This window comes from Nocardioidaceae bacterium, assembly GCA_018672315.1.
Lineage (GTDB): Bacteria > Actinomycetota > Actinomycetes > Propionibacteriales > Nocardioidaceae > TYQ2.
Genome location: CP076053.1, coordinates 2,845,009 through 2,867,132 on the forward strand (window position 1 = coordinate 2,845,009; position 22,124 = coordinate 2,867,132).

Below are 22,124 nucleotides of genomic sequence, written 5' to 3' on the forward strand. Positions count from 1 at the left end.
GCAAGCCCACCTCGTGCGCGGAAGGCATGCGGTGCGAGTGACTCACATGCGTCGTGAACGGCGATCGCGAAGGACAGCGACCAGCGGTGCGACGACGGAGGCCGTGACGCCGGTGATGACCGGCACCTGCCAGGCCGTGCCGGTGACGCCGTCCTGGAGAAGGAAGACCGCGCCGGCGACCAGCCATCCTGCCGCGAGGGCGATCAGGAGATAACGCAGGGGGCGGGGTAGCGCAGCGGGAGCCTCAGGCATGGCGCGCGTCATCGTCGGGGCCCGAGGCCGAAGGATCCGTCAACTCGATGATCCTCTCCGCCAGGTCGTGCAGCTCATTGCGGATCCTTCGCGCGTGGTCTCGGTCCTCGACGTCGGGCCAGAGGTCGAGCAGACCGCCCATGCCGTGGACGATTCCTCGTATCTCGTTCGCTGCCGGGGCAGCCTTCGCGGGGTCTTCGAGCCGCTCGCGACGCTCCGCCAGCCAATCAGCACGCCGTTGTTCGTGAGCCTCGCGCAAGAGGCGCTCCACGCGTTCGGTCACTGCGTACAGATTCATCAGGTCACCTCAACGGCTTGGCGCCGGTCTGCTGCAAGATCGACGATGGGTCGACGTCCCGGGGAATCAATGCCTGGTAACCCTCGCCGCCTGCGACGCTGCCGTAGTACATGTCCTGCCCCTCGGTCAGAACGTACCGTCGTTGCACCTCGATCGGGTTGTCCCACATCGCGATGTTGTACGCCTGTTCGGCCTCGATGTGGTTGTCGGCTGACTCGAGTCCGAGGAAGGAGCCAGGCTTCGAGTCCGCCCAACCCTCTGCGCGGTAGAACTCCGTGCCCGCCGGGAAGTGACGGACCTCGTAACTGCCTCCGCGGAACGAGTCCCGGATGGTGCCCTCGAGGTCCGGTAGTCGTGGTTGCGGCGCCACCTCATCCAGCGTCCGGCCTGCACTGCTGGCAGTCGACGCGCCACCACTGAGTTGATGACCGACACCGCCGAGAGCTGAACCCGATCCGGCGCCGACGAGGCTGTTCGTCGCCGTGGCGCGGAGCAGTCCTCCTGCCGTGTGGGGGCCGGGACCGGTGGCGTAGCCGTACGCACCGCTCACGGCGCCACTCGTACCTCCGGAGATCGCTCCACCGACCACGGCGCGGCCCAGCGCCGACTGGACGCCCATGCGTGCTGCTGCACCCACGCCTCCCCAGGCGCCGAAGGCACCAGAGATGGCGACCTGACCCCAGTTCACGTCGCCGGTGGTGGCTTTCTGGATGATGGTGTCGGCGCCGGCGGCCATGAGCATGGCTCCCGCGGGTCCGCCGACGCCCGTGAACATCAGCGCCCCGCCGGCGATGACCATGGCGCCGCCGGCGACGTACTCCCAGTTGTTCTTCGCCCATTCGCCGGCGGCGTGGAAGGCGCCCTGGCGGTCGGCGAGGTAGGACTGCAGGTCGGCGTCGGTGAGGGGGGAGAGGCCGGTGGGGTCGGTGGCGTGCAGGGGGTCGTTGCCGGCGTAGGAGTAGGGGTTGCCTGCCCAGGGTGCGCCGGGGGTGGGGTCGAGGGGATCGACGGTGAGGAATCCGCGGGTGGCGGGGTCGTAGGCGCGGGCGCCCATCCATTCCAGGCCTGCGAGGTGCAGGACACCGGTGGCGGAGACACCGAGTCCCTCCGGGCCGCCGGTGATGGTCTCGACCGACCAGGGGTCGGCCGGGTCGGTCTCGCGGGCGGTGCGCCACCCAGGCGTACGCCACTGGTCGCCGACGCCAGTGAGGGGTCCGGCGCCGACGACGGGGTCGGACCCGACGAGCAGCGGGTCGAGGCCGCCGGCGGCGGTGTCCCACCAGATCTGGGCGGTGGAGACCCGGGCGAGCTCGCCGAGGGCGTCGACGAGAAGCTCTTCCGCGGACGTCTCGGTCTCGGTGGTGGCGAGCCACCCGGTGGGCGACCACGTGTACCGCACGGTCTGCTGGTCCGTGGACGTCGCGATCCGGCGACCGGCGGCGTCGTACGCGTGCTCGGTGCGCTGCTCGCCGCCGGGGGCCTGCGCGGTGGAGGTGAGCAGCTGACCGGCCTCGTCGTAGCGGTAGCTGATCTCGCTCACCGTCTCGGCGCGTACGACGCGCTCGCCGACAAGCCGCCCGGCGGCGTCGTAGCGCCACCGGCGTGTGGTGCCGTCGTCGCTGACCGTGCCGAGCAGCTGCGAGGCGCTGTCGTGGGCGTAGGTGGTCGTGCGTCCGTCGCGGGTCACCCGCGTGAGACGGCCCTGGTCGTCACGTGCGACGCGTACCGAGCTCGACGCCTCACCCGCCTGCACCTCGGTCGCGGTCAGCCACCCGTCGGCGTAGGTGAACGTCTGTCGCAGCGGTCGCCCGTCTCCGTCGGCGCGGACCTCGACCGGACGACCAGCCACGTCGCGGGAGATCGTGGCTCGGCCGAGCAAGGGGTGTCCGACGCCGACGACGCGACCAGCGGCGTCCCGGTCGTACGTCGTGGTCACCGCGCCGTCCGCGCCGTCCTGAGCAGCTGGGACGGTCACGCTGCGGCGGTGGCCGTCGGCGTCATAGGTCCAGCTGATCTCGCCCGTGGCCTCGCCAGGGGCGTCGACGAGCGCGACGCGGGCGCGGCGCACGAGGTGCCCGCGCCGGTCGTACGCGAGCTCGTGCCGTCGCTGAGCCTCCTCGGCGAGCCGCCCGCCGAGGGCGTGGTGGTCGAGCACGGTCGTGGTGCGCGAGCGGGCGTCGTAGGCCCACCGCGAGGCGGTGCGGCCGTCGACGGCGACCTCGGTGAGCCGACCTGCCTCGTCGCGGGCCCACGTCGTCGTGGAGCCGCCGGCGTCGGTCTGCCATGCCTGTCGGCCGACCGCGTCGTACCCCGCGCGTGTGGTGCGACCCAGCGGGTCGGTCTCGGCGATGCAGCGGTTCAGGCCGTCGAACTCGCGCGACGTGACGTGCCCGAGGGGATCGATGATGCGGACGGCGCGACCGTTCGCGTCGTACTCCCAGCGGGTGACGCCGCCCAGAGCGTTGGTCACAGCAACCAGCTGACCCGCGGCGTCGTAGGCGAACGCGCGGCGTCCGTGCCAGGGGTCCCGTGTCGCGGTGACGCGACCGGCGGCGTCGTAGCGCCACGTCTGTGTGCCGCGGCCGGGCACGCGACGGCGTACGAGCCGACCGCAGGCGTCGTAGGTCATGTCGGCGATCTCGCCGGCGGGACCGGTGAGGGTGACCAGGCGTCCGTCGACGTCGTAGCCCCGCGTGGTCGTCGCCCCGGTCGGGTCGGTCGTGGTGGCCAGACGTCCGCAGGCGTCGTAGGAGTACCGGGTGACGGCGCCGCCGGGGGAGCTCACCTCGACGGGGCGACCCGACGCGTCCCGCACGATGCGGGTCAGTCCGCCCTCGGGGTCGACGACCTCGACGACGCGACCGCACCGGTCGTGGGTCAGCACCGAGCCGGACCCGTCGGGACCGACCGCACCCAGTGCTCGTCCGAGCGCGTCCGAACGGGAGGTCAGCACGTCGCCGGTCGGGCTGGTCACGCTGACCTCGCCCGCGCGGCGGTCGATCGTCATGCGACGGCCGGCGCCCGTCGGGTCCACCGTCGCGGCGGGCCGTCCCATCGCGTCGTGCTCGGTGCGCCAGGTGCCACCCGTGGGGTCGGTCACCGCGACCAGTCGCGACAGGGCGTCGTGGGCGTAGGACCAGCGGGCACCGTCGGGCAGCTCGACCGAGGAGACGAGACCGAGGTCGTCCAGCGTGCGGTGCACGGCCCGGCCGAGGGGGTCGACGGTGCGTACGGTCTCGCCGGCCCCGTCGCGCTCCAGGGTCGTGCGGGCGCCGGTCGGGTCGATCGTCGCGGTCAGACGGCCACCGTCGGAGTGCTCGAAGCGCCACGTGGCGCCGTCGGGGTCGGTACGCGCCGCGAGCGCGCCGGCACCGTCGTAGGTGAACGTCGTGCGCGCACCCGACGGCCTCACCGCGGCGACGACCCGGCCGAGGGCGTCGCGCTCCAGCCGCGCCGACCCGCCGTGGGCGTCGGTGGTCGCGACGAGGTCGCCGTGGGCGTCGTAGGTGAACTCGACCAGCACACCGGTCGGGTCGACGACCTGGTCGAGCAGGCCGTCGGTCCAGTGCAGCTCGGTGACCCCGCCCTCGGGGTCGGTGATGCGGATCGGGTTGCGCGCGGCCGGGTCAGGGTCGTACGCCATGGTCGTGACGGCACCGGACTCCGCGACGACGGTGGTCACCCGGTCGTGCTCGTCGTAGCCCCACGACAGGTCGGCCCCCGAGGCCGTGATCTGCCGGACCAGGCGGCCCCGGTCGTCGTGCTTGCTCGTCGTGGTCGACCCGTCGCGCTCGGTCGCGAGGACCTGGTTGCCGTGCCGGTCGTAGGCGAAGGAGGTGCGCTCGTCGTGCGCGTCGATCGCGGCCACCAGACGTCCGCGGTGGTCGGCGACCCAGGTGTTGGAGCGCGTGCCGTCGGCGTCGGAGACCACCGTGATGCGGCCGTCGAGGTAGGCATAGCGCGAGAGACGGCCGTGGGGGGAGCGTTGCGTACGCACCCGGCCGCGGTCGTCGTAGGTGTTGTCGAGCTCCGCGACGCCGTCGGGGTCGGTGACCGCGATCAGGAGCCCCTGGTGCTCACCGTCGAGGTCGTCCCAGGTGTAGGAGCGCGTACGCCCCTCGCTGGTCATCGCGACCAGACGACCGTGCTCGTCGTAGGCGTAGGAGACCTCGCGGCCGTCGCTGGAGGTCGCCCCCGTCAGGCGGTCGCGTCCCCCTGGGGCGCCGTCGGCCTCCCAGGCCAGCTCGATCCAGCGGCCGCGCTCGTGCTCCAGGCGGGTGACCCTGTCCGTGCCGCCGGCGTCGTCCCAGGTGAGGCGTACGCCCGTGCCCGCGCCCCGGGCGACCTCGACGAGACGACCGCGACCGTCGAAGGTCCACCGGCCACCCCGGTTGTCGGTGACGGCGTGACCGGCTGTGGACGTCCGACCGAGAGCCTCGAGCCAGTAGTTGTCACCGATCGCCCTGCCCCAGCCGACGTCCCCATCGTCGGTGGTCTCCCGCGCGAACTGGATCTGCCGGCCCTCGGGCAGCGTCATCGCCGCGGTCGTGCCGTCACCGTGCGCGTCGAGATCGAGACGGGCGTCGGTCCAGGTGGACCAGCCGGGACCGTACGGCTGGACCGCCCGGGAATCCCCGGCGCGGTGGGCCAGCGCGTTGTACGTACGCCGCAGACCCAACGTCGCGGCGCCCCCGACGAAGCCGAGGTCGACCTCGGTGTGGGTGAAGTTGCCCGTGGCGGTGTTGACCGGGTCGTCGGCGTAGCCCGTGGTGGGCTGCTCGCCGTACGCCACCGGAGGGTCGATCTGCAGGTCGACGCGGGACGCGCTGACCCCGGCTGCGGCCAGGGCGGAGGCGACCGCCGAGTCCGCCAGCGTCGAGACGCTGCCACGGCTGCCCGCGGCCTCGAAGGCGCGCGCGACGACCCGCGACCAGCGCGCGTCTGCCCGGTTGAGCTCGAGGAAGGCGGTGAACCCGCTGAAGAGCCCGTCGGCCTCGACCCGCCCCCACTGGGTGTTGGCCGAGAAGGAGGAGTGCGCCGAGGAGACCGACTGCGACGTCGTCGTCAGGTCGTCGGTCGCCGCGTCGGCCCCGTCGGCAAAGGTGAAGAGGTCCTGGGGCCGGGCCGAGGACGTGCCGCCGCCCCCGCCCCCTCCACCGCCGCCGGTGGGTGTCTCGCGGAACCCCGTGGAGGGGTGCTGCACCGAGATCGGCGGGGGAGGACCCGCCGCGACCCGCACCTCGGGGGTGTCGTCGCCGGTGAGCTTGTCACCGAGCCAGTCCAGACCGCGCTCGACCGCGTTGCGGTCCTGCTGCTCGGCGTACCAGCGGCGGGCCTCCTCGCGACGCTGCTGCTCCTCCTCGGCAAGTCCCTTCAGGCGTCCGGTGACCGTGGCCAGGTCACGCAGCGCGGTCGCGATCTCCCGCGCGTCGGCCGCCGCGGTGACGGCGTTGTCGTCGAAGAGACGCGAGAAGAGGCCCCGGAACTCCACCGACGCCGTCCGCGCACGGGAACCCCAGCCGACAGCGGACCACTCCACGGTGGACGCGGCGCTGGTGGCCGCCGCGATCAGCCGGTCGGCGCCGCCCCAGTCGAAGGGCACGTCCTCCTCGTTGCCGCGCAGGTCGCTCACGACAGACTTCTCCTCAGGTGCTCAGCTCAGGGACGCGTACGGGGATGCTCGGGTCAGGCTCCGAGCGCTCTGCTCAGGAGCCGCCGCCGGCGGAGAAGATGTCGGTGCTGATGCGCTGGAGCTGGTCGCGCAGCTGCTCGAGCTCTTCCTTGGCCTTGTCCAGGGCGGACTTGGTCTCGGGCCAGGTCGAGCCGCGGAACCGCTCGGCCAGGGGGCCGTCCCAGACGTTGGGGTCGCTCAAGGTGCGGCCCTGGGAGTCGAGCTGGGTGATCTGGTCGGTGAAGCCGCCGTTGATGATCGACTGCATCTGCTGGATGGCCTGCTTGGCCTGCTCGGTGGAGAGCACACGGGACATGTCGGATTCCGCCCTTCTGGACCCCTGTGGGGCCTTCTGACCTGGTACGACCAGACCTGTCCGGTCGTCGGATGCGACAGCAGCATACGACTGGAATCGACGCCGTGTCACCGCGTGAGGAGAACTTCGGCGATATCGCCCGGGATGGCGGCGGACCGGTCTGACTTGGCCTTATGATCCGCGTGCGGAGATTCCGTACCTACAGTCGAGACCGGGGGAATCAAGTAGTGACCTCGACCAGTCGTGCTTCGGCGCGCTCATCCCGTCGTACGCCACGTCGGTCCTGGGGCGCCGCCTCCGTGACCGTCGCGACCACGTTGGCGGTGGCCCTGGCCACCGCGCCGACCGCGCTCGCCGCGGAGCAGGACAACAACCCACCGGTCGACCCGCGCAGCGCGCTGCAGGCGGTCCAGGTCTCGATGGCGCCGGACGGCAGCATCACCGGCCTGAGCGGCCGCATGATGCGCGGCTCGGCCGACGGCATCGAGACCACCGAGCAGTCCTTCGACCCGCGCCAGGACTCCGCCGACCTGCCGGTGCGGGTGCTGACCTCGTACAGGACCGAGGAGGGCTCGGGCACCGACCTGAGCGAGCTCGAGGGGTACGACGGCCGCGCCGTGGTGGAGGTGACGGTCTCGAACCTCACCCAGCAGCCGCAGGAGCTGACCTACGACGCCAACGGGGTCTCCCGCTCCCGCAACGCGCTCGTCGCCGCACCGCTCACCGTCGTGGGTGCCGCGGACCTCGGTGACACGGCGCCGGCCACCGTGCTGACCGACGGTCCGAACCAGCAGTCGCTGCTCGACCAGGTGCAGGGGTCCGAGGACGCCGGGGTCACCAACGGTGTGCTCGGACGCACCGACGACGGCACGACCGTCGTGCAGTGGGCCTCGATCCTCGCGCCGCCGCGACTCTCCGCCACGACGACGATGCGTTTGGTCATGCAGGGCGAGGACCTGCCCGCGCCGACCTTCGACCTCACGGTCTTCCCCGGGCTCGTGGTCGACCCGTCCCTCGGTGAGCTGCTCGACGCGGCCTTCAACCCCGAGCGCTCCGACGACCTGCAGCTGCAGGCGCGCACCGTGCAGGTCATCGGCGACGTCAACGACGTGCTCGGTCGTGCCAGCGACACCATCTCCGACGTGCGCGTCACGCTCGGGTCGGCGGCGGAGACCCTCGGCCGCCAGACCGTCTCGAACCTCCGCTCGACCACACGCGGCGTCGCGACCTCGATCCGGCAGCTGCAGGGCACGATGCGCGGGCTGCGCCAGGGCGTGCGCTCCTCGGTGCAGTCCTCCAGCCGCGGCACCTTGGCCCAGCTCGACCAGACGGTCGCCCGGCTGCAGTCCGTGCTCGGCACGCCATCCAGCTCCGGTGGGCCGGCGACGGTCGTGGGCTTCGGTTGCGAGTCCACGGTGCGGTCCGGGGTGCGGGCCCGCACCGTGGGCGGCAGCCTGCAGCGGGTCGTCGCCCTCCTCGACGGGTACGCCCGCGCCACCGACGCCTGCAAGGGCGAGGTGCGCCAGGTGATCGTCGACGCGATCGGGCCCGCGGAGCCGACCGCGCAGAAGTGCCTCGACGCCGACGGTGACCGCAAGGACAACGTCACCTGCTCGCTGCTCGGCGTGCAGGACCGCTTCGGTGAGATCTCCACGCAGCTGCTCGAGGACGGCGACGCCGCCATCGCAGCGCTCGACCCCGACGCCGCGGCCACCGCGGTGCGCTCGGCCGGTGAGCTCTCGACGCGCGTCGACCGCATCCTCGAGCGCGGGTCGGCGCTGTTGAACGCGCGGGCGCTGCAGCGTGGGGACATCGGAGGCATCGGCCTCGGCGGAGTCTTCGGGGCGCTCCAGCAGCTGTCCAACGCGTTGGGAGGGCTCTCCCAGCAGGTGAACGACGGGACTTTGAATGCCACGAAGCTGAGTGGCAAGGTCGCGGATCTACTCGCGATCGTCTGCGACGGCGGCGCAGCCGCGCAGCAGATGCGCGACATCCTCGACGGCGGCACGTGCCCCGTCGTCCCCGGCGGCGGTCAGCCCGGCGACCCGAACGACCCGAACGACCCGAACGCCCCCGTGGTCGACCCGAACCCGGGTGCGGGCAACACGCCGGTGGCCGACTCCCTCGCCGACCGCGCCCAGCGCAACGCGGCCGCCTGGGCGACGCTGTCGTCCAGTGTCGGCGGCGCGCAAGGCGCACTGGACGTCGTCGCGAACGCCGTCAGCGGTGTGAGCGGCGCACTCGGCGGGCTGACCGAGGGTGTAAAGGGCGACCGCCTGGAGCTCCGCGAGCTCACCGACGCGCTGCAGGCAGCCATGACCGAGCTCGACGCGGCCCGCACGGTGGCGATCGAGAGCGTCGACGAGGTCGCCGAGAACCAGGAGGCGGTCACCGCAGCAGCGCGGGAGGCGTTCGAGGACGCGGCCGACGCGGCCGACGACTCGCTGGCCGACATCGTCGACCCGGCGACACGACAGATCAGCAGGCGCACCGCGGAGAACGCCGAGACGCTCGGCCGCGCGTTCGACAAGTCCATCGCCGGTCTGCGCGGCGCCGGTCGGCTGATCCGGTCCGACGGCTACGCCGCCATCCGGCGCCAGCAGCGGGTGCTGCTCGGCGCGCGGCAGTCGGCACGTCAGCAGATCACCCGTCAGGCCGGCCAGGCCCTCGCGGGCATCGACCGGGTCGTCAGCGGCTCCGTACGCGACCTCGACAGCGCCGCCGCGATCCTGCGCCGCGACCTGACCAACGTGCTGCTCGACCTGGGCGACCCCGACGTCGCGGGCTCCGGCCTGCTCGGCATCATGTCGGCCGGCGCCGCCACGGCACGCTCGGCCGACCTGCAGCTGACGCAGGCCACCGACCGCACGACGTCGTACGCCAACCAGCGCAGCTCCGACATCGACGGCATCCGTCTGCGCCAGGAGCAGGCCGATGCGTCGCTGCGGCGCCTGCAGCAGCTCGGCGCGTTCGGCGACCCCGAGGCCGACGGTGTGCAGGTCGTCTACGACGTGCACATCGGCTCGGGGCAGTGACCCGGCGGCCCGGTCTCGCCGGTGCACTGGCGACGGCCACGGCACTGCTCGTGGTCACCGGCTGCACCGGTGACTCCGCCGAGGAGCCCGCCGCGACCGCGGCGACCGCGGCCAGCGTCGCGCCGGTCGACCTCGGCGGAGGTGAGGACGCGGAGAGCTCAGTCTCCGAGGTGACCCTCGGCGTCGTGGTCACCCTCGGGTCCGACCCGGGCCAGGGCGAGGCCTGGAAGTTCGCCGCCGAGGGTGCGACCGTCGCAGCGTACCGCTACTCCCGCGGCGAGGTCGACGTGACCCTCGAGGTCCGCGACGACAGCGGCAGCACCGAGGGCGCCGTCGCGGCCGTCCGCGAGCTCGTCGACGCAGGTGTCACGGGCATCGTCGTGGCCTCCAGCGGCGACCACCTCGAGCAGGCTCTCGCCGTCGCGCAGGACGAGCAGGTGCCGGTGGTGCTCCCGTACGAACCCGTGCCCGAGAACCTCCTCGACGGCGGTGGACTCTTCTCCCTGGCACCGTCCGAGGAGGTCGCCGGCGCCACGCTCGCGACCGCTCTCGAGGACCGGGAGGCCGAGCTGCCGTACGTGCTGGACATCGGCGGGGGCGTGCCCGAGGGGCTCGAGGACTACGCCGAGCGCACCGTCACGCTCGGCGAGCAGGAGGACCGCCTCTTCGGTCTGGTGCGCCGCAGCATCCGGCAGGACGGCGTCGACGCCATCCTGCTCAGCGGGCCCGCCGAGGCGCAGGCCCAGCTGCTGGTCTCGCTGCAGGGCACGCGCATCGACCTGCCGGTCTTCCTCACCCCCGACGCCCTGGCCCCGGCCTTCAGCACCACGCTGACCGACGCCGACGCGCCCCTGAGCGAGGACCTGACCACGGTCGGGGCCGACAACGGCGACATCGGTGCCATGGCCGCGGGCGCGCGGGGTGCGGCCCTGTCCGCCTTCTTCGCGGCCCTCCGCGCGGCGGTCGACGATCCCGAGGTGAGCACCTTCTTCGACGACCAGCCCTTCCGGGCCGTCGCCGAGGACGTCGACACCCGCAGCCACGACGCCGTGGTGGTGCTCGTCGAGGCGGCCCGCCGCGCCGACGACACCGGCGCCGAGGCGGTGCTCGCGACGCTCGACGGCCTGCGCCTCGACGACACCGACGGTCTCGCGGGCCCGGCGGTGGACCTGGGGTCCCCGCAGATCGTCCCGCCCTCCGCGGTCGTGCCGCTGCAGTCCACCGTCGACGACCCGGGGCTGCGTCCCATCGATCCCGAGTCACCGCCGCGTCTGCACTGGTTCACTGCCATCAGCGACGACCAGGACTGAGCCAGACAGGAGCACCTCGTGCGGATATCCACCCTCTTCGACGGCGTCCGCCACGAGGTGGACCTCGTGCAGCACGCGGACGCCGCGACGCTCGCCGACCTGCTGGAGTCGGTGACGGGGTCGCGTCCGGTCGACGGGTCGACGCTGTGGGTCGACGACCGCGAGGTGCACGGTGAGGACCGGATCGCCGAGCTGGGACTTCTCGAGGGCTGTCGCCTCGGCCAGGAGCCCCTGCCCCGACCTGTCACCGCCGAGGGGTGGACGCTGACCGTCGTCGGTGGGCTCGCGACCGGGCAGGTCGTCGAGCTCCCGACGGACCGCACGGTCACGGTCGGGCGCGCCCCGCAGGCCGACGTCACGCTCGACTCCGCATCGGCGTCCTGGCAGCACGTCACCCTGCGCCGGGAGTCGGGGGGCGTACGCGTCCGGGACGCCGGTTCCACCAACGGCACCCGGGTCGACGGGGAGCTGCTCGACCCCGACCAGGACGGTGTGCTCGTCGCCGTCGACGCCGTGGTCGTCGCCGGGGGTGCGGCGTTGCGCGTACGCCGCAGCGCGGGCGACCTCGCGGCGCCCCGTCCTGCTGCGGGGCGGCGTACGACCGCGGCCGCGACGGTGCCGTTCAACCGACCGCCACGCGACGGGGCGCCGCCCCCGCCCGCGGGCATCGAGCCGCCGACGCGCTCGGAGCCGACCAAGCCCAGTCGCTTCAGCATCGCCACGGTCATCGGTCCGCTGCTGCTGGCCGCGGCGATGGTCGCGGTCATCGGCGACCCGCGGTTCGCCCTGCTCGCCGCACTCAGCCCGATTCTCGGCGTGGGCACCTGGTGGGAGGGCAAGCGTCGCTACAAGCGCGACACCGAGGAGGAGCGCGTCCGCTTCGAGAAGGCACTCGACGACTTCGAGGACGAGCTCGCCGCCGCGGCCTCCCGCGAACGCGACCGGCGGCGGGTGGAGGCCCCCGACCCGCCGGAGTGCCTGCGTCGCGCAGCCCTGCCGGCCACGACCCTGTGGCAACGTCGGCCCGAACGTGACGACTTCCTGGTGCTGCACGCCGGTGTCGGCGACGTGCCGTGGGAGCCGCCGATCGACCGGTCGGGCCGCGCGTCGGTCAAGCTCGAGGACGAGGCCGCCGAGATCGTGGCCCGCAGCCGCATCGGCGGGGCACCCGTGCAGGTCGATCTGCTCGACGCCGGCGTCGTCGGCATCGTCGGTGATCGCGAGGGCGCGCTGGCGCTCGCACGCAGCCTGCTGTGCCAGGCGACCGTCCACTGCGGTCCCGCCGACCTCGCCGTCGGCGTGTTCTGCGACCCCGGTCGCAGCGAGGACTGGGACTTCGCCGGGTGGCTGCCGCACACCCGGCAGTGGGGCGGCCAGGACGGCGCGCAGTGGCTCTCGGCCGAGAAGACCGGCAGCGAGCGGATGCTGCGGTCCCTCCTCGACACCGTCGACGGGCTGCCCAGTGCCCAGATGCTGCTCGTGCTGGACTCCGAGGTGCTGCTCGAGGGACGTGACGCGCCGGCTCGTACGCTGCTCGGCCACGGACGTGGCGCGCGCGGGTCCTCCCAGCGCAACCCCGGCACGCCCGTCGCGGGCATCGTCGTCGCCGCCACCGAGGAGCAGCTGCCCGCCGCCTGCACCGTCGTGGTGACGGTGGCGCAGGACGCCGCCGCCACCGTGGAGGTGCCCGGTGACCTCGTGGAGGTCGCGGACGTGGTGCTCGCCGGCCTCGACGTGGAGTCCGCGCGCCGCTGCGCCATGGACCTGGCCCACTTCGAGGACCCGGAGCTGAAGGTGCCCGGCGCCGGCCTGCCCGGCATGGTGCGGCTGAACTCCGTGCTCGGCCTGGACGAACCGTCCGTCGACGCCGTGCTGCAACGGTGGGACGCCGCCACCGGCGTCAGCACCCCGGTCGGGGTGGGGGAGTCCGGCGAGTTCGAGATCGACCTGGTGCGCGACGGACCGCACGGCCTGGTCGGCGGCACCACGGGATCGGGCAAGTCCGAGTTCCTGCGCTCCCTGGTCGCGGGCCTGGCGCTGCGTACGCCCCCCACCGAGCTCACCTTCATCCTCATCGACTTCAAGGGCGGGGCGGCGTTCGCGGCGTGCGAGCGGCTGCCGCACACCATCGGCACGGTCTCCAACCTCGACGCGGCGCTGGCCGACCGTGCGATCCGGGCGCTCGAGGCGGAGATGCGCTACCGCCAGGAGCTGTTCGCCGCCGCGGGCGAGGGCGTGGACAACCTCGACGAGTACCGCCGCACCAACCCCGCCGAGCCGCTCCCGCGCCTGCTGCTGGTCATCGACGAGTTCGCCCAGCTCGCCAAGGACTACCCCGACGCCCTCGCCTCGCTGGTCAGCGTCGGTGCGGTCGGCCGCACCCTGGGTGTGCACATGATCCTCGCGACGCAACGGCCGGCCGGTGTCGTCAACGACGACATCCTCGCCAACACCAACCTGCGGGTGGCGCTGCGCGTGCAGTCCAAGGAGGACTCGGTCAACGTCGTCGACGTGCCCGACGCCTCGGCGATCAGCCGCACGCAGCAGGGGCGGGCGTACATCAAGATGGGTCAGGACGACATCGCCCCGGTGCAGACCGCGCTCGTCACCGGTCAGTTCAGCGAGACCGAGACGAGCGCCGTCGAGGTCGCCGACGTGGTGTTCGGGGGCGTACGCCGCACCGCGTCGGGCCCCGCGAAGCCCGACAAGGACACCCCGACCGACCTCGACGAGCTCATCGAGGTGATCCGGACGGCGGCCCAGGCGCGCGGGCACGTGGGCCCGCGGCCGGTGTGGCCGCCGGCGCTCGGGGAGCAGGTGCCGTTGGCCGGCCTGCCCGGCGGGCCGGTCGCAAACGTCGCTGCCGACGGCACCTTCGACGGGGCCGAGGCCGAGCGCGACGCCGACCTGGTCAACCAGGTGCCGCCGCGCGCGGTGGGACGCATGAGCGGTCGTACGCTCGAGATCGCCCTCGCCGACGACCCCGACCGGCAGCGGCAGATCCCGGTCGGCTGGGACACCGACCGCGGCAACCTGCTGCTGCTCGGCATCCCGGGGTCCGGCACCACCACCACGCTCGCCACCATCGCGCTGACCGCGGCGGCGGGCCTCGCCCCCGACGAGCTCGACCTGCTCGTGCTCGACATGGGCGCCCGCGACCTCGCGCCGCTGGAGGCGCTGCCGCACTGCACCGCGTACGTCGCCTCGGGCGCCGGGGCGCGTGAGCAGCAGGTGCGGTTCCTCAAGCACGTCCGCGCCGAGCTCGACCGGCGGCGCGAGGCCGGGGGCCCGCACCGCCCGATGCTGGTGCTGATCGACGGGCTCGCCTCGTTGAAGGACGAGTACGACGACTTCGAGGGCATCGAGCTCATGCAGGGTCTCTACCGGGCGTGGGCCGAGGGCGGTCCGTCGCAGATGTGGTTCGCGGCCGCCACCACCCGGGCGAAGTCGGTGCCCTCGGCGATCGACGAGGTCACCACCCAGAAGTGGCTCTTCCGCCTAGCCGACGCCTACGACTACGGCGCTGCCGGCATCCCGAAGGACAAGGCGCCGCCCGCCGTCGCGGGGCGGTGCGTCCTCGCGGGGTCGATGCTGCACGCGCACGTCGCCTCCCCGGACCGTCCGCTGGCCGAGGCCGTGGCGGCCGTCGCGGGTGCCCACCCCGACGCCACCCCCAAGCCGCCGGCGGTGGGGACGCTGCCGGAGCACGTCGACGTCGCTGCGCTCGAGGCGGCCCAGCTCGGCGAGGAGCTCTGGCGGATCCCGGCAGGTGTCGCTGAGAGCGACCTGTCGACGGCGTGGTTGGAGAGCTACGCCGGTGAGCACGTCTTCATCGGCGGGCCGCCCCGTGCGGGCAAGTCGACGCTGCTGCTCGCGATGCGGCAGGCGATCGAGGAGGGTGCGAAGCAGGCCGGACGTGAGGTGACCGTCTGGGGCGTGTGCGGCCGTCGGTCACCCCTGCGCGAGGCGGGCCTGGCTCGCGTGGCGGTCGGGGCCGATGAGCTGCCCGAGCTCGTCGCGGCCGCCCGCATGGAGGACGGGATGCTCGTGCTGCTGGTCGACGACTGCGAGCAGCTGGTCGACGACTCCGGGGTGATCCAGGGGCTCATCGACGCCCGCGGCACCTCGTTGCGCATCGTCGCCGCGGGTCGCTCGGGGGACTTGAAGTCGATGTACAACCACTGGTCCAAGGCCGTCCGCAAGTGGCGGTGCGGCGTGCTGCTGCAGCCCGACGTGGACTACGACGGCGACCTGCTCGGCAGCCCCCTGCCCCGCAAGTCACCGGTGCGGATCACCACCGGCCGGGGGTGGATGTACTCCTCGGGCCGGCAGGTGCTCGTGCAGTCCGCCCACGCCTCCGACGCCGACCTCGGCTGACCCGCGCCCCAGTCGTACGCCCCCCAGGGCGCCCTTGTCTGGCCCCCTGAACGCCCGCACCTGCGGGCGTTCCCGTGCTTGCGCGGGCTTGCAAGGCCGCACAAGCACCCGGGCACCCGCAGGTGCGGGCGTCCAGGGTCAGGTGAGGGAGGCCGCGGGCGTACGGGAGGGGCCGGGGGCGTACGGGCGGTCAGCTGCCCCGCCCGGTGACGGTGACCGGGTTGCTCTCCAGGAACCGGAAGTTGCCGACGTCGACGCCGACCGTGCACGTGGGCGAGTCGGACTGCTGGATCGCATTGACCACCAGGCCGTCACGCTCGGGGACCAGGGCCGAGCCGCAGTTGCTGCTGAACCGCACCCGGGGCTCCTCCCCGGCGATGGCGGTCAACGTCGACGCGGCGTTCTCGTCAAGGCTGAACCCCCTGCTCGGAGGGCTCACGAGCAAGGGCTCGTCACCGGGCTCGTCGGGCCACACCGGGAAGAGGGTGATGTCCAGCGGGGAGCCCGTGAGCACCCTGTCGGGCGCGACGACGACCTCGACACCCTGCACGCGCTGCACGGCGAAGGCGTCGGAGTCGAAGGTCGGGTCCGTGACGGCCTCGGTGGTGCGCTGGGCAGCGGTGTTGAGCCAGGTCTGCAGGGCGGTGGGGTCCTCGGACTCGGCGAGGCCGTCCAGCCGGATGCTCGCGGTGACCTCGACGGGTGCGTCCGGGCTGATCTCCTCGACCTGCACCTCCCACCCGCAGTCGACCTGCATGTCGTTGATGCTCGCGGGGTTCGGGACGGCGTCGGCACCCGTCCACGCCCCCACGTCGGCGCAGGCGTCCTCACCACCCCCAGCCGCGGGCAGCACCTCCAGGAGCGGACCCTGCAACGGGGCGGTCTCGGCGGTGTAGGTGAGGGTCAGGTCGACCACTCCGCTCTCGGGGTCGTACGTGGCGCGACGCGTCACCTGCAGCCCGGTGGGGAGCCCGGTGTCGACCTGGCTGGCCGTCCCGGCGCCCGCGACGATCGTCTGCGGCTGCCCGGGCTGCTGCCCCTCGGGCGCGTCGTCACCACCGAGCACCAGCACCCCGACCGTCGCCACCGCCACGAGCGCGACACCACCGGCGACGAGGGCGACCAGCCGCTTGTCGACGCGCGAGCGCTGCGGCTCCTCGGGCTGCCGGCGCCGCCGCGCCGGCTCCTCCTCGGCGGGGCGCTGCAACGGCCGCACCATCGTGGCGCTCTCGGCGTCACCGAGGTCGATCCGTTCGACGGGTGCGACCTCGGGCAGACCCTCCTCGGCCGCGTCGTCGTCGTCGCTGTCGCTGTCGCGGGCCAGGGGGCGAACGACCGTCTGCGGCCCGGCCGCGGTCTCGTAGTCCGAGGGAGCGCCCTGGACGGCGAGCGCCGGCGCGTCGAGGAGCCTCGGACGCAGCGACTCCAGGTCGCCGGCGGCGTCGGCGGCGGTCGGTCGGGCGGCCGGGTCCTTCGCGAGCATCCGCTCGATGACGGCCCACAGGTCGTCATCGACGGGGATGCGCGGAGGCCGGCGTTGCACGTGACGCTGGGCGATGGCCCAGGCCGAGCCCGACCCGGCGAACGGTGTGCGGCCGGCCAGCAGCTCGTACAGCATGATGCCGACGGCGTACACGTCACCACGTGGGCCGCACTGCTCGGTCTCGATGAGCTCGGGGCACAGGTATTCCGGCGTGCCCAGCACGCCGGTGTGCGAGGTGGTGCGTTCGGCCACGATGCGGGCGATGCCGAAGTCGGAGAGCCGTACGCCACCCGCGGCCGCCGCCGCGTGGCGGCGTCCCTCGCGCCAGGGCTCGCTGAGCAGCACGTTGTCGGGCTTCACGTCGCGGTGCAGCACGTCGGCGTCGTGCGCCGCCGCGAGTCCCTGCAGCACGGCCACCGCCGCCGCGACAGCGTCCGCGGGGGTCAACGGACCGGACTCGGTCAGCAGGTCGCGCAGGGAGCCGCCGTCCACGTGGTCCATGACGATCGCGATGCGGTCGCCCTCGACGACCAGGTCACGGACGGCAACGAGGGCCGGATGGCGCAGCCCGACCAGGATGGATCGCTCCTGCACGAAGCGTGCGACCAGCGCCGGGTCCTGCGTGTGCTCGCTGCGCAGCAGCTTGGCGGCCACCCGCTCGTCGGTGCGGCGGTCCAGCGCCACCCACACCTCGCCCATCGCTCCCGAGCCGGCCCTGCGCTCGAGCCGGTAGTTGGCGCCGAGCGCGGCGTCGAGGTCGTCCGCGTCCACCGAGCCCCCTTCACGACCTCGTCCCGGTGCGGCGGTGGGTGTCGCAGGGTGCGATCGGCCTCGGCGGCGCCTCCGGGTTCGCGACCCAGGTTATCGGGCCCGGGCGGGACTAGGGTCGCGAACATGACGACCCGCACGAGCACCGACAGCGACCCCGGCGTACGCATCGAGACGACAGGGGCCGTCCTGCGCATCACCTGGGACCGTCCCGACCGCTACAACAGCCTCGACGCGACGATGCTGCGCACCGCCGTCGAGGCGCTCGAGCGTGCCGCCGTCGACCCGGACGTGCGCCTGGTGACGGTCACCGGGCAGGGCAAGGCATTCTGCGCCGGCGCCTCGCTGCGGGACCGCCCCGAGGACACCGGTCGCGACGACGACCTGCCCGACACCGAGCTCCTCGACGTCGGCAACCAGTGGGCCCTGGCGTGCCGGGCGGCGCCCCAGCTGGTCGTCTCCCTGGTCAACGGCGTCGCCGCCGGCATCGGCACCTCGATCGCGATGGGTGCGGACCTGGTGGTGATGAGCAGCACCGCGTACCTGAAGAACGCCTTCGAGTCCATCGGCCTCATGCCCGACGGGGGAGCGACGGCCTACCTGCCGGCGATCCTGGGTCGCAACCGCGCCATGGCGGTCGCGGTGCTGGGTGATCGCATCGACGCGGAGGAGTGCGTACGCCTCGGCATCGCCGCACGCTGCTTCGACGCCGAGACGTTCCCGCGCGAGAGCGAGGCGCTCGTGGCGCGCCTGGCCGCTGGGCCGACGCAGGGGTACGCCGCGACCAAGCGCGCCATCGACGCGCTCGCCCTGCCGCAGCTCGCCGCCGCCCTCGACACCGAGCGGCACGGCCAGCGCCGGCTGCTGACCACCGCCGACCACGCCGAGGGTGTCGCGGCGTTCCTCGACAAGCGCGACGCGCACTTCACCGGGTCCTGAGAGCCGACGGGCCCCGATCGGCCCCGCGCAATCGCGGTCAGCCGCGTTTGCCGTGACGCCAGACGGCGTGTGCCAGCTGCGCCGGCTCGACCGCGAGTGCTGCGGCCGCGGCGCCGAGCAAGGACTGCCCGTGCTCGGGGCTGACGTCGTCCTCGCACGCGGCGGAGACGACGCGCGTCCACGCGGCCTCGGCCCGGCGACCGGGGGAGCCGAGCAGCAGCAGGAAGTACTCGAAGGTCTCCACGCCCAGCCCCTCGACGGAGGCGAAGGCATCGCGAGCCTCGACGTACCGCCCGGGCAGCAGGCCACGCACGTCGTCGGCCGAGCGCGGCGACCCCGATAGGTCGTGCAGGGCCCGCGCCGCCGTCGTCGCTGCGTCGACCTTGAGGGCGCCCCCCATCAGCCGCTGCCGCGTCACCGTGCCGTTCTCGGCCAACGAGCGCATCGCGGCACCGGAGGTGGCCAGGCGCGCGAGGTCGTCGCACGGCCGGCCGGCGTGGGCGGCGCACGCCGAGACCCACCCGCGCACCCCGGTCGTCGGCGACCCGTAGGTGGTGCGGATGGTGAAGACCGCATCCAGCAGCGCCAGCTCGACGGCGTGCGGGTGGGGGCTCCACGGGACGCCGAGATCGACGCCCTCGAGCGCGCGGAGCACCCGGTCGAGGTCATCCCCTCGGGCAGCGGGACGGGTGGGCGACAGGGCGGAGAGGACTGAGAACACGGCGGACTCCCGGAGGTGGGGTGGATCGGACGCGACGAACGTACGAACGCGCACCGACATCCCCGAGCCCTTGCGACCGCCCCTGTGGACAGGCCGTGCCCGGGAGCGCGGGGACCGTCAGGGCAGGCGCGTACGCAGCTGCCCGGCCGCCTCCGCGTACTCCCGCCGCAGCCGTCCGACGAGATCGGCGACCGACCCGATCGCGTCCACCGCGCCGATGCCCTGGCCCGAGCCCCACACGTCCTTCCAGGCCTTCGCCTCGGTGCCGCCGGAGCCGAAGTCCATCGCCGAGGCGTCGGAGGTGGGCAGGTCGTCGGGGTCCATGCCGGCGGCCTCGATCGAGCCGCGCAGGTAGTTGCCGTGCACGCCGGTGAACAGGTTGGAGTAGACGATGTCGTCGGCTCGTGAGTCCACGATCATCTGCTTGTAGCCCTCGACGGTGTTGGCCTCCCGGGTGGCGAGGAACGCCGAGCCGACGTACGCCAGGTCGGCCCCCGCGGCGAGTGCGGCGAGCACCGAGCGTCCGTGGGCGATGGCGCCGGAGAGCATCAGCGGTCCGTCGAACCAGGTGCGGATCTCCTGCACCAGCGCGAACGGCGACATCGTCCCGGCGTGGCCGCCGGCGCCGGCGGCCACGGCGATCAGCCCGTCGGCGCCCTTCTCGATCGCCTTGCGGGCGAAGCGGTCGTTGATGATGTCGTGCAGCACGATGCCGCCGTAGGAGTGCACGGCCTCGTTGACCTCCTCACGCGCCCCGAGCGAGGTGATCACGATCGGCACCTCGTGCTCGACGATGACGGCCATGTCGGTCTCGAGACGCTCGTTGGAGCGGTGGACGATCTGGTTCACCGCGAACGGTGCGACGTAGGCGTCCGGGTGGGCCCGGGCGTACGCCGCGTTCGACTCCTCGATGTCGCTCAGCCACTCCTCCAGCAGCTCGGCGGGGCGGGCGTTGAGCGCCGGGAACGACCCGACGACGCCGGCCTGGCACTGGGCCTTGACCAGGCCGGGGCCCGAGGCGATGAAGAGCGGCGAGGCGAGCACGGGCACGGACAGCGGTCCGGCGAGCACGTCGGGCAGGGACACGGGAGCTCCTTCGAGGCAGGGGCGCCGACCCGGCGTGGGTACGGGCACGAGCAAGCCTGACAGCGGCGGTGTCATGATGCACACCGTCGCCAGCCCGCAGACAAGGAGTCCTCGTGCCTGACCGTCTCGTCGTCGTCGGCGCCTCCCTGGCCGGTCTCCGCGCCTGCGAGGCGGCACGCAAGGCCGGCTTCGAGGGCGAGGTCGTGCTCGTCGGTGCCGAGCAGCACCTGCCGTACGACCGGCCGCCGCTGTCGAAGGAGTTCCTGGCACCGGCCTCGGAGGCGGCCGCGACCACCCTGCGCACCGCCGAGGACCTCGCCGAGAAGGGCGTCGAGCTGAGGCTCGGCGTCCGCGCGACCGCGCTGACCCCGTCGACGGACGCCGACCGGCCCGGCGGGACGGTCACCCTCGAGGACGGTTCGGGCTCATCCGAGGAGTTGGCGTACGACGCCCTCGTCGTCGCCACCGGCGCCCACGTCCGCACGCTGCCCGACGTCCCTGAGCTCGCCGGACTGCACTACCTCCGCACCCTCGACGACGCCCGCGCGATCGAGGCGGCCCTGGTCGACGGCGCCCGCGTCGTGGTGATCGGGGCCGGCTTCATCGGCTCGGAGATCGCCTCCGCCGGGGTGAAGCGCGGTCTCGACGTCACCGTCGTCGAGGCCGACGAGACGCCCTTGCGGCGCGCGGTGGGCGAGCAGATGGGCGTACGCCTCGCCGCGGTCCACGACGACGCCGGCACCCGGCTGCTGCGGGCCACGACGGTGGCCCGGGTCCTCGCCGACGCCGACGGGAAGCGCGTCGCGGGCGTGGAGCTCGCCGACGGCACGACGCTCGCCGCCGACCTCGTCGTCGTCGGCATCGGCGCGGCCCCCACCACCGACTGGCTGGACGGCTCCGGCATCGAGCTCGACCCGCGCGACGGCGGCGTGGTCTGCGACGAGCACCTCGCGACCTCCGTCCCGGGTGTGTACGCGGCCGGCGACGTCGCCGCGTGGCACAACCCGCTGCTGGGGGAGCGGCAGCGTCTCGAGCACTGGACCAGTGCGGCGGAGCAGGGCGGTGCCGCCGGGCGCAACGCGGTCGCCGCCATGAGCGGGCAGGAGGGCACGGCGTACGCGACCGTCCCGTACTTCTGGTCCGACTGGTACGACCACCGCATCCAGATGGTCGGCTGGCCCCGTGGCGAGGAGGTCGCCCTCTTCGTCGACACCGAGCACCCGGCGCGCTGGACCGCCCTCTACCGCGAGGGGGACCGCCTCCGCGGTGCGCTGACGCTGAACGGGCAGGGTGTGATCATGAAGTTCCGCGCGCGTCTGATGAAGGGCGGCGACTGGCAGGACGCGGTCGCGTTCGCCGAGCAGAAGACGGGGCCGCAAGTCGGGCTCGACCAGGCACGGGAGGACCGATGACCAGCGGCACGCCGATGCCTGCACCCGTCCGCGCCTGGCACGCCTTCGCCGCGCACCCGGATCCCGCGGCGCTGCAGGCGATGCTCGCACCCGACGTGGTCTTCCGGAGCCCGGCGGTGCACCACCCGCAGGACGGGCCGCGGCTGACCTTCGCCTACCTCTGGGCAGCGGTGCAGGTGCTCGGACCGACGCTGACCTACCACGAGGAGTGGTACTCCGAGTCCTCCGCGGTCCTCGAGTTCACCGCCCGGCTCGGCGAGGGCGAGGCCACCCGGGACGTGCAGGGCATCGACATGATCCGTTGGAACGCCGAGGGTCTCATCACCGAGTTCACCGTGATGGCGAGGCCGTTGCGCGGACTCGAAGCCTTGATCGCGCAGATGGCCGAGGCGCTCCGCATCATGTCCGAGCAGGCCGGTGAGCAGTCCGGCGAGCAGGGAACCGAGAGAGGCTGAC

Annotated in this window: 13 protein-coding genes; 6 read left to right on the forward strand and 7 right to left on the reverse strand. The window is 73.3% G+C overall.

The window, feature by feature from the left end; translation table 11 throughout:
* Positions 1–42: 42 nt before the first annotated feature.
* The 4 genes from KLP28_13735 to KLP28_13750 all read right to left on the reverse strand — a co-directional run bounded on the left by KLP28_13735 (position 43) and on the right by KLP28_13750 (position 6,537).
* A complete protein-coding gene (locus tag KLP28_13735) occupies positions 43–252 on the reverse strand; it encodes a hypothetical protein (protein QWC84617.1) in 210 nt (69 codons plus the stop codon).
* The gene (locus tag KLP28_13740; protein ID QWC84618.1) at positions 245–550 is read right to left on the reverse strand and encodes a hypothetical protein; all 306 of its coding nucleotides are present in this window, start codon (positions 548–550) and stop codon (positions 245–247) included. Before KLP28_13740 ends, KLP28_13735 begins: the two co-directional genes overlap by 8 nt.
* 4 nt (positions 551–554) lie before the next feature.
* Positions 555–6,182 carry a hypothetical protein gene (locus tag KLP28_13745; protein QWC84619.1) on the reverse strand — a complete coding sequence of 1,876 codons (5,628 nt, stop codon included), beginning with the start codon at positions 6,180–6,182 and terminating at the stop codon, positions 555–557.
* 73 nt (positions 6,183–6,255) lie between these two features.
* A complete protein-coding gene (locus KLP28_13750; GenBank protein ID QWC84620.1) occupies positions 6,256–6,537 on the reverse strand; it encodes a pyrophosphorylase in 282 nt (93 codons plus the stop codon).
* A gap of 299 nt (positions 6,538–6,836) precedes the next feature.
* Between KLP28_13750 and KLP28_13755 the strand changes: the two genes are divergently transcribed.
* Genes KLP28_13755 through KLP28_13765 form a run of 3 tightly spaced genes read left to right on the forward strand, consistent with a single transcriptional unit; the run spans position 6,837 to position 15,259 of the window.
* Positions 6,837–9,572, forward strand: coding sequence for a hypothetical protein (locus tag KLP28_13755; GenBank protein ID QWC84621.1), 2,736 nt, complete (start codon positions 6,837–6,839; stop codon positions 9,570–9,572).
* On the forward strand, positions 9,569–10,882 hold the full coding sequence (locus KLP28_13760) for an ABC transporter substrate-binding protein (GenBank protein ID QWC84622.1): 1,314 nt from the start codon (positions 9,569–9,571) through the stop codon (positions 10,880–10,882). Before KLP28_13755 ends, KLP28_13760 begins: the two co-directional genes overlap by 4 nt.
* A gap of 18 nt (positions 10,883–10,900) precedes the next feature.
* Entirely contained in the window at positions 10,901–15,259 is a 4,359-nt protein-coding gene (locus KLP28_13765; GenBank protein QWC84623.1) for an FHA domain-containing protein, read from the forward strand.
* Positions 15,260–15,449: 190 nt separating this feature from the next.
* Here KLP28_13765 and KLP28_13770 read toward each other — a convergent pair whose 3' ends face one another.
* Positions 15,450–17,513 (reverse strand): protein kinase, encoded by a 2,064-nt coding sequence (locus tag KLP28_13770; protein QWC84624.1) that lies wholly within the window; start codon positions 17,511–17,513, stop codon positions 15,450–15,452.
* Between the two features lie 123 nt (positions 17,514–17,636).
* Between KLP28_13770 and KLP28_13775 the strand changes: the two genes are divergently transcribed.
* Complete coding sequence (locus KLP28_13775) at positions 17,637–18,449, forward strand: enoyl-CoA hydratase/isomerase family protein (GenBank protein QWC84625.1); 813 nt, start codon at positions 17,637–17,639, stop codon at positions 18,447–18,449.
* Between the two features lie 37 nt (positions 18,450–18,486).
* On the opposite strand, the gene KLP28_13780 is transcribed toward KLP28_13775, so the two are convergent.
* Complete coding sequence (locus KLP28_13780) at positions 18,487–19,170, reverse strand: hypothetical protein (protein QWC84626.1); 684 nt, start codon at positions 19,168–19,170, stop codon at positions 18,487–18,489.
* 117 nt (positions 19,171–19,287) lie between these two features.
* Complete coding sequence (locus KLP28_13785) at positions 19,288–20,331, reverse strand: nitronate monooxygenase family protein (protein QWC84627.1); 1,044 nt, start codon at positions 20,329–20,331, stop codon at positions 19,288–19,290.
* A 38-nt stretch (positions 20,332–20,369) separates the two neighbouring features.
* Here KLP28_13785 and KLP28_13790 point away from each other — a divergent pair, with 38 nt between their 5' ends.
* Both KLP28_13790 and KLP28_13795 read left to right on the forward strand, forming a co-directional pair.
* A complete protein-coding gene (locus KLP28_13790; GenBank protein ID QWC84628.1) occupies positions 20,370–21,668 on the forward strand; it encodes an FAD-dependent oxidoreductase in 1,299 nt (432 codons plus the stop codon).
* A gap of 14 nt (positions 21,669–21,682) precedes the next feature.
* Positions 21,683–22,123, forward strand: coding sequence for a nuclear transport factor 2 family protein (locus tag KLP28_13795; GenBank protein QWC86986.1), 441 nt, complete (start codon positions 21,683–21,685; stop codon positions 22,121–22,123).
* Position 22,124 lies beyond the last annotated feature (1 nt).

Coding starts and splice junctions, on each gene's coding strand:
- KLP28_13735 (QWC84617.1), bottom strand. CDS start 252: ATGCCTGAGGCTCCCGCTGCGCTACCCCGCCCCCTGCGTTATCTCCTG.
- KLP28_13740 (QWC84618.1), bottom strand. CDS start 550: ATGAATCTGTACGCAGTGACCGAACGCGTGGAGCGCCTCTTGCGCGAG.
- KLP28_13750 (QWC84620.1), bottom strand. CDS start 6,537: ATGTCCCGTGTGCTCTCCACCGAGCAGGCCAAGCAGGCCATCCAGCAG.
- KLP28_13775 (QWC84625.1), top strand. CDS start 17,637: ATGACGACCCGCACGAGCACCGACAGCGACCCCGGCGTACGCATCGAG.
- KLP28_13785 (QWC84627.1), bottom strand. CDS start 20,331: ATGACACCGCCGCTGTCAGGCTTGCTCGTGCCCGTACCCACGCCGGGT.
- KLP28_13795 (QWC86986.1), top strand. CDS start 21,683: ATGCCTGCACCCGTCCGCGCCTGGCACGCCTTCGCCGCGCACCCGGAT.